The 6,920-nt window shown below is 63.7% G+C and carries 7 protein-coding genes; 3 read left to right on the top strand and 4 right to left on the bottom strand.

The genetic code is table 11. The features are described from left to right. From P7F60_RS23585 to P7F60_RS23570, 4 genes are all read right to left on the bottom strand, one after another. A partial coding sequence (locus tag P7F60_RS23585) for an electron transfer flavoprotein subunit alpha/FixB family protein (RefSeq protein ID WP_277920137.1) occupies positions 1-626 on the bottom strand: 626 nt, incomplete at its 3' end. Positions 627-658: 32 nt separating this feature from the next. Then, positions 659-1,408 (bottom strand): electron transfer flavoprotein subunit beta/FixA family protein, encoded by a 750-nt coding sequence (locus P7F60_RS23580; RefSeq protein ID WP_277920136.1) that lies wholly within the window; start codon positions 1,406-1,408, stop codon positions 659-661. Positions 1,409-1,451: 43 nt separating this feature from the next. Further along, on the bottom strand, positions 1,452-2,054 hold the full coding sequence (locus P7F60_RS23575) for a dimethylsulfonioproprionate lyase family protein (RefSeq protein WP_277920135.1): 603 nt from the start codon (positions 2,052-2,054) through the stop codon (positions 1,452-1,454). 2 nt (positions 2,055-2,056) lie between these two features. After that, positions 2,057-4,093 carry an NADH:flavin oxidoreductase gene (locus P7F60_RS23570; protein ID WP_277920134.1) on the bottom strand — a complete coding sequence of 679 codons (2,037 nt, stop codon included), beginning with the start codon at positions 4,091-4,093 and terminating at the stop codon, positions 2,057-2,059. Between the two features lie 146 nt (positions 4,094-4,239). Here P7F60_RS23570 and P7F60_RS23565 point away from each other — a divergent pair, with 146 nt between their 5' ends. The 3 genes from P7F60_RS23565 (at position 4,240) to P7F60_RS23555 (ending at position 6,856) form a co-directional block, all read left to right on the top strand. Then, a complete protein-coding gene (locus P7F60_RS23565) occupies positions 4,240-4,869 on the top strand; it encodes a TetR/AcrR family transcriptional regulator (protein WP_277920133.1) in 630 nt (209 codons plus the stop codon). A 118-nt stretch (positions 4,870-4,987) separates the two neighbouring features. After that, the gene (locus P7F60_RS23560) at positions 4,988-5,782 is read left to right on the top strand and encodes a pyrroline-5-carboxylate reductase dimerization domain-containing protein (RefSeq protein ID WP_277920132.1); all 795 of its coding nucleotides are present in this window, start codon (positions 4,988-4,990) and stop codon (positions 5,780-5,782) included. 72 nt (positions 5,783-5,854) lie between these two features. Then, positions 5,855-6,856, top strand: coding sequence for an ABC transporter substrate-binding protein (locus tag P7F60_RS23555; protein ID WP_277920131.1), 1,002 nt, complete (start codon positions 5,855-5,857; stop codon positions 6,854-6,856). Positions 6,857-6,920 lie beyond the last annotated feature (64 nt).

The raw sequence follows: 6,920 nt of genomic DNA, 5'->3' as shown, positions 1-6,920 counted from the left end.
AACTTCTCCGACGAACCCAGCGCACGACCGCCCGAGATGATGATCTTGGCAGACGTCAGTTCCGGACGATCCGACGATGACAAGGCGTCGGCGACATGGGTGGAGAGGCCGGGGTTCGCGACGGCGGCGACGCTTTCGACCGAGGCACTGCCACCGTCGCCGGCCGCGGCGAACGAGGCGGTGCGCACGGTGATCACCTTCTTTGCATCGCTCGCCTGCACCGTCTGGATGGCGTTGCCGGCATAGATCGGGCGCTTGAAGGTATCGGGGGACACCACCTCGACGATTTCCGAGACCTGCGCCACGTCGAGCAGCGCGGCAACCCGCGGCAGCACGTTCTTGGCCGACGAGGTCGCAGCGGCGATGATCGTGTCATAGGCAGGCGCCAGCGAGACGATCAAGGCCGCCAGCGGCTCGGCGAGATTGTTGGCAAGGCTGGCATCGTCGGCAACCAGCACCTTGGCGACGCCGGCAAGCCTGGCGGCTGCGTCGGCGGCGGCCTTGGCATTGGAACCTGCGACCAGCACATGCACGTCGGCGCCGATCTGCCTGGCGGCCGTCAGCGCCTTGGCGGTCTGGTCGAAGAGATGTGTGTTGTCGTGTTCTGCCAGAAGAAGAATGGCCATGGTTTAAAACTCCTCAAATCTTCCGGTTCAGATCAAAGCACGCCGGCTTCGTTCTTCAGCTTGTCGACCAGTTCGGCGACGGAGCCCACCTTGACGCCCGCCTTGCGGCCGGCCGGTTCCTCGGTCTTCAAGACCTTCAGGCGCGGCGTAACGTCGACGCCGAAATCGGCCGGCGTCTTCTTGTCGAGCGGCTTCTTCTTGGCCTTCATGATGTTGGGCAGCGAGGCATAGCGCGGCTCGTTGAGGCGCAGGTCGGTGGTCACCACCGCCGGCAGCTTGACCTCGATGGTCTGCAGACCGCCGTCGACCTCGCGGGTGATCGTCGCCTTGCCGTCTGATATCTCGACCTTGGAGGCAAAGGTGCCCTGCGCCCAGCCGGTCAGTGCCGCCAGCATCTGGCCGGTCTGGTTCGAGTCGTCGTCGATCGCCTGTTTGCCGACGATCACCAGGCCGGGCTGTTCGGCCTCAGTGACGCCCTTCAGCAGCTTGGCGACGGCCAGCGGTTCCACCGTCTCGTCGGTCTCGATGAGGATGGCGCGGTCGGCGCCCATGGCGAGCGCGGTGCGCAGCGTTTCCTCGGCCTTGGCCGGGCCGATGGAGACGACCACCACTTCCGACGCCTTGCCGGCTTCCTTCAGCCGCAGCGCCTCCTCCACGGAGATCTCGTCGAACGGGTTCATCGACATCTTCACATTCGCAAGCTCGACGCCCGAACCGTCGCCCTTGACGCGGATCTTCACGTTGTAGTCAACAACGCGCTTCACGGGGACCAGGATTTTCATCGTCATACTCCTCCCACAGCCGGTCATCCCGACTGTCAATCGATCAATGTTCGCGCTGCTCGGGCAGCAGCACCCAGAAGGCGAAAAGCGGCCTGTCGCCGGCGCGCATGGCATGGCGGATACCCGGCGGATTATAGAAGGATCCGCCGACGCCCGGCGAGAACCAATCGGAATCGCCATGCATGAATTCGCCGTCGGACAGCACCAGATAGGTTTCCTCCGGCGCATGGTCGTGATCCGGATACCGCACCCGCGGCGCCAGCAGGCTGACGCCGAACCAGAGATCGTCGCGGTTCTCGAAGCCACCGGGACCGACGATCATGACATTGGCATGGCCATCGGCAAAACCCGCGCCGGCGGTTTCGTCGCCCTTGCGCGCCCGCCATTCGAGCTGCGGCTCCAGCGCCCGGAACCGTTCGACCAGCCGGTCGAGCACCGGCCGCCCGGTGGCATTGGCGAGCGCGTCGTCAAGATGCCGGTCGCAGACGGGAAGGCGCTGGCCGATTTTCGTCCGCACCGGTTGCACGGCCGCCAGCCTGGCGAAAATCCGCTCGACCGAGGCACGACCCTGCGGATCATGCGCGCATTCGTCGAAAGCCAGGGAGGCCGCGTTAAGAAAGTCCTGCAAGGCCGTGGGCCGTTCCATCCTCAGAGATCCTTCGCCAGGCGCAGCGCGTCGTAGATCGCCGCATGGGTGTTGCGGGCCGCGACCGCATCGCCGATGCGGAAGAGCTGGTAGTTGCCGGCCGGATTGTGCGCGACGGTCTGCGGCGCGCCGGACAGCAACTCGTCGTAAGAGACCTCGCCGAGGTTCTTCGAACCCGGCTTCAGCTCGAAATACAGCTCGTCCAGTGGAATGGTACCATGATTGACGACGATCTGGTCGACAGTCCGTTGCTTGGCGACGCCACCGTAATCGCTGCCGACATGGGCGATAAGCTGGTTGCCGCTCTTCTCCGCCGCTTCCAGACGGTAGGTCACGGTGAAGGTCGCATCGAGTTTTTGCAGCGAGCGCATGTAGGGCACGAGGTTCATGGCCATGACTTCGGGCGCGAAGGCGCGATCCGGGGTCATGATCTCGACCTTGCCGCCGGCCTTGGCTATGAATTCCGCCGCCTGCAGGCCGGCATGGTCTCCGGCATCGTCGAAGATCAGCACATTGGCGCCGGGCTTGACGTCGCCGGAGATGATATCCCAGGAGGAGACCACCAGTTCGTTGCCTTTGGTCAGCACGTCGGTATGCGGCAGGCCGCCGGTGGCGATGATGACGACATCGGGGTTTTCGGCGAGAACCGTATGGGCCTCCGCCCAGGTGTTGAAATGGAAGGTGACGCCGCGCTTCTCGCACTGGGCCATGCGCCAGTCGATGATGCCGATCATCTCGCGGCGGCGCTCGCTTTGCGCCGTCAGGCGGATCTGGCCGCCCGGATTGCCGGCGGCCTCGAACACCACCACCTCATGGCCGCGCTCGGCCGAGACGCGCGCCGCCTCGAGCCCGGCGGGGCCTGCGCCGACGATGACCACCTTCTTGCGCACATCCGCCCTGGGGATGTCGTGCGGCATGGTCTCCTCGCGGCCGGTTGCGGCGTTGTGGATGCAGAAGGCAAGGCCCCCCTGGTAGATGCGGTCGAGGCAGTAGTTGGCGCCGACGCAGGGACGGATATCGTCCTCGCGCTTCTCGATGATCTTGCGCAGGATATGCGGGTCGGTCATGTGGGCGCGGGTCATGCCGATCATGTCGACCTTGCCGGCGGCGATCGCATGACGGGCCGTGGCGACGTCCTGGATTTTCGCGGCATGGAAGGTCGGGAAACGGGTGGCGGCGCGAACCTCGCCGGCGAAATCCAGATGCGGGGCGCTGGCCATGCCCTGGATCGGGATGACGTCGGTCAGACCCGGATCGGTGTCGATATGGCCGCGAATGACGTTCAGATAGTCGATCAGGCCGCTTTCCTTGAGGCGACGGGAAATTTCAAGGCCTTCGGCCTTGCCCGTGCCCCCGGGAAGACATTCGTCGGCGGTGTAGCGCACGCCGAGGATGAAGTCATCGCCGACACGCTCGCGCATCGCCTTGAACACGTCGAGACAGAACCGCATGCGGTTCTCGATCGTGCCGCCATAGGGGCCGTCGAGCTCATTGGTCAGCGGCGAGGTGAACTGGTCGATGAGATGGCCATAGGCCTCCAGCTCGACGCCGTCCATGCCGCCAGCCTTCATGCGCTCGGCCGCGTCGGCGAAATCCTTGATGATGCGGGCGATGTCCCAGTCTTCCAGTTTCTTGGGAAACGCCCGGTGCGCCGCCTCACGGTGATGGGAGGGGGCAAGGACCGGCAGCCAGTCGCCCTTGTCCCAGCGGGTGCGGCGGCCGAGATGGGTGAGCTGGATCATGATCGCGGCGCCCTGTTCGTGCACTGCGTCGGTCATTTCTCGGATCCACGGAACGATCTCGTCCTTGTAGGCCAGCAGGTTGTTGAACACCGGCGGGCTGTCCTTGGAGACGGCGGCGGAGCCGGCGGTCATCGTCATCGCCACCCCGCCCTTGGCCCGCTCGACCGTATAGGCGCGGTAACGCCCCTTCGGCATGCCATCCTCGGGGTAAGCGGGCTCGTGCGAGGTGACGATAATACGGTTGCGAAGAGTCAGATGCTTCAGCTGGAAAGGCTGAAGCAGAGGATCGTTCGACATGCGACGGGCTCCGGTTTATGGAATTCGGCGCGACGCTAAGCGGAAATGTACATATCTGTCAATATTCAAAAACAGACAAGTCCATAATATCGACACTCATGTACATTCTGCTTGCAAGGGGGCGGTGGGTTTGTTAGGAGATATGCATGGAACAGGCGACGAGTGACAGCGGCTGGCGTGGTTCTCACGAGGGATGGCTCGAGGCGGCTTACGACTCGCTGCTCGAATCCGGGGTGGATTCCGTCAAGATTCTCCCGCTCGCGAAGCGGCTCAACCTGTCCCGGACGAGTTTCTACTGGTTCTTCAGAGACAGAGAGGAACTGCTGAATGCATTGATCTCCCGCTGGCGGGAGAAGAATACCGGCAATATCGTCAAGCAATCCGAGGCCTATGCCGAATCCCTTGCCGAAGCGATGCTGAATGTCTTCGACTGCTGGCTGAACAAGGAGCTTTTCGATTCCCAGTTCGAATTCGCGGTGCGCAGCTGGGCGCTGCAATCACCCGATATCCTCGACGAGGTGCAGCAAGCCGACCAGACGAGAATGGAAGCGCTGTCGCGCATGTTCATGCGCTTCGGCTGCGACGAGACGGCAGCGGACGTGCGCGCCCGAACCACCTATCTCGTGCAGATCGGATACATCTCGATGCAGTCGAAGGAGGATATCGCGCTGCGCATGAAGCGTATTCCGGAATATATCGCGATCTACACTGGCCAGGTGCCGCGGCAGAAGGAGCTCGATCGCTTCTTCGCCCGGCATGGCTACAAGCCCGACTAGAGCCTTTCCGGTGAACGCCGGTTCGCCGGAAAGGCTCTAGGTTTTTGTTTTGCCGCATTATCCGACGCCAAAGCGAATCCGCTTCGGCCGGAAATGCTCGAGGAGGCGCAATTTGGGAATGGACGGACCATTGAAGGTTGGCATTGTCGGCGGTGCCGGCTGGCTCGGCGGCGCCATTGCCGAGGCGATGCTGGAGGCCGGCATCGTTCGGGCCGGGGATTTGTCGCTTTCCTATCGCAGCCGGCAGCCGGATCGTTTCACGGGGAGTTTCTGGACCGCCGACAATCAGGCGCTCGCCGATCGCAGCGACGTCGTTCTTCTCTGCGTGCGTCCGGCCGACTGGCAGGAGATGACGGTGCGCGCCGAAGGCAAGCTCGTCATTTCGGTCATGGCCGGCATCCGCCTCGATGCGCTCTGTTCCCGCCACGGCACGGTTCGCGCCGTGCGCGCTCTGCCGAATGCCGCCGCCGAAGTGCGAAGCTCCTATACCCCCTGGATCGCCACCGCCGCAGTCGACGAGAGCGACCGGGCGATCGTGTGCGCCATCTTCGATGCCTGCGGTCTTCAGGACGAAGTGGCAAGCGAAACCGAGATCGATTATCTCACCGGCCTCACCGGCTCCGGCCCGGCCTTCCCCGCCCTCCTCGCCGAGGCGATGATGAACGATGCCGTGGCGCATGGCCTCACCCACGACGTCGCCCGACGGGCGGTCAACACGCTGATCGTCGGTGCCGGCCGGCTGCTCGAGGGGCGTGACGACTGTCCCACCGATATCGTCGACACCTTCCTCGCCTACCGCGGCACGACGGCGGCGGCGATCGAGGAAATGCGCGCCGCCGGTCTCGATGCCGCCGTGGCGCGCGGGCTGGCGGCTGCCTTTACGAAATCGGTGCGTATGGGAGCCCCTTCCTGACCCCGTCGGAGCGGGTTCGTGGCGCCCCGTTCCTCCGTTACCAGCCGCGACAAAAGAAAAAGGGAACGAACCATGAAGAAACTGCTTGCATCGACCTGCCTGGTGTTCGGCGTTCTGGCCGGGGTCTCCGCGGCCAATGCCGCCGAATGCGGCAACGTCACCATCGCCAGCATGAACTGGCAGAGCGCGGAAGTGATTTCCAACCTCGACAAGATCGTCCTCAACGCGGGCTACGGCTGCAATGCCGAGATCACCATCGGCGACACCGTTCCGACCATCACGTCCATGGCTGAAAAGGGCCAGCCCGACATCGCGCCGGAAGCCTGGATCGATCTGCTGCCCGAGGTCGTCAAGAAGGGCACCGAGGAAGGCCGCATCATCAAGGTCGGCTCGCCGTTGCCTGATGGCGGCGTCCAGGGCTGGTGGATCCCGAAATACTTCGCCGACACCCATCCCGACATCAAGACCATTCCCGACGTGCTGAAGCACCCCGAGCTTTTCCCCGATCCGGAAGACAAGAGCAAGGGTGCGATCTTCAACGGTCCGCAAGGTTGGGGCGGTACGGTCGTCACCTCGCAGCTCTTCAAGGCATTCGATGCGGAAAAGGCGGGCTGGAAGCTCGTCGATACGGGATCGGCCGCAGGTCTCGACGGCTCGATCGCAAAGGCCTACGAGCGCAAGCAGAACTTCGTGACCTACTACTGGGCGCCGACGGCGCTGCTCGGGAAATACCAGATGGTGCGCCTGCAGGAGGGCGTCGACAACGACCCGGCCGAATGGAAGCGTTGCAACACCGTCGAGGCCTGCACGGATCCGAAGCCGAACGGCTGGCCGGTCGATACGATCGTGACGCTGGTCGCCAAGCCCTTCTCCGAAAAGGTCGGCCCCGAGGTCATGGATTACCTCGGCAAGCGCTCGTGGAGCAACGCCACCATTGCCGAGCTGATGGCCTGGATGACCGACAACCAGGCGAGCGGCGAGGATGGCGCCAAGCACTTCCTCAAGGAAAACGCCGATATTTGGACAAAATGGGTCTCGCCCGAAGCTGCCGAAAAGGTCAAGGCCGCGCTATAAGTCGCCGCATCGACACCGGTGCGATGGGCCTGAAGCGCCCATCGCATCTTTCTTGCCGGAAACA

Source organism: Rhizobium sp. YJ-22 (assembly GCF_029601685.1).
Classification (GTDB): domain Bacteria; phylum Pseudomonadota; class Alphaproteobacteria; order Rhizobiales; family Rhizobiaceae; genus Metarhizobium.
Note: the sequence above shows the minus strand (reverse complement) of the source record. Positions and strands in the feature narration are given on the sequence as shown.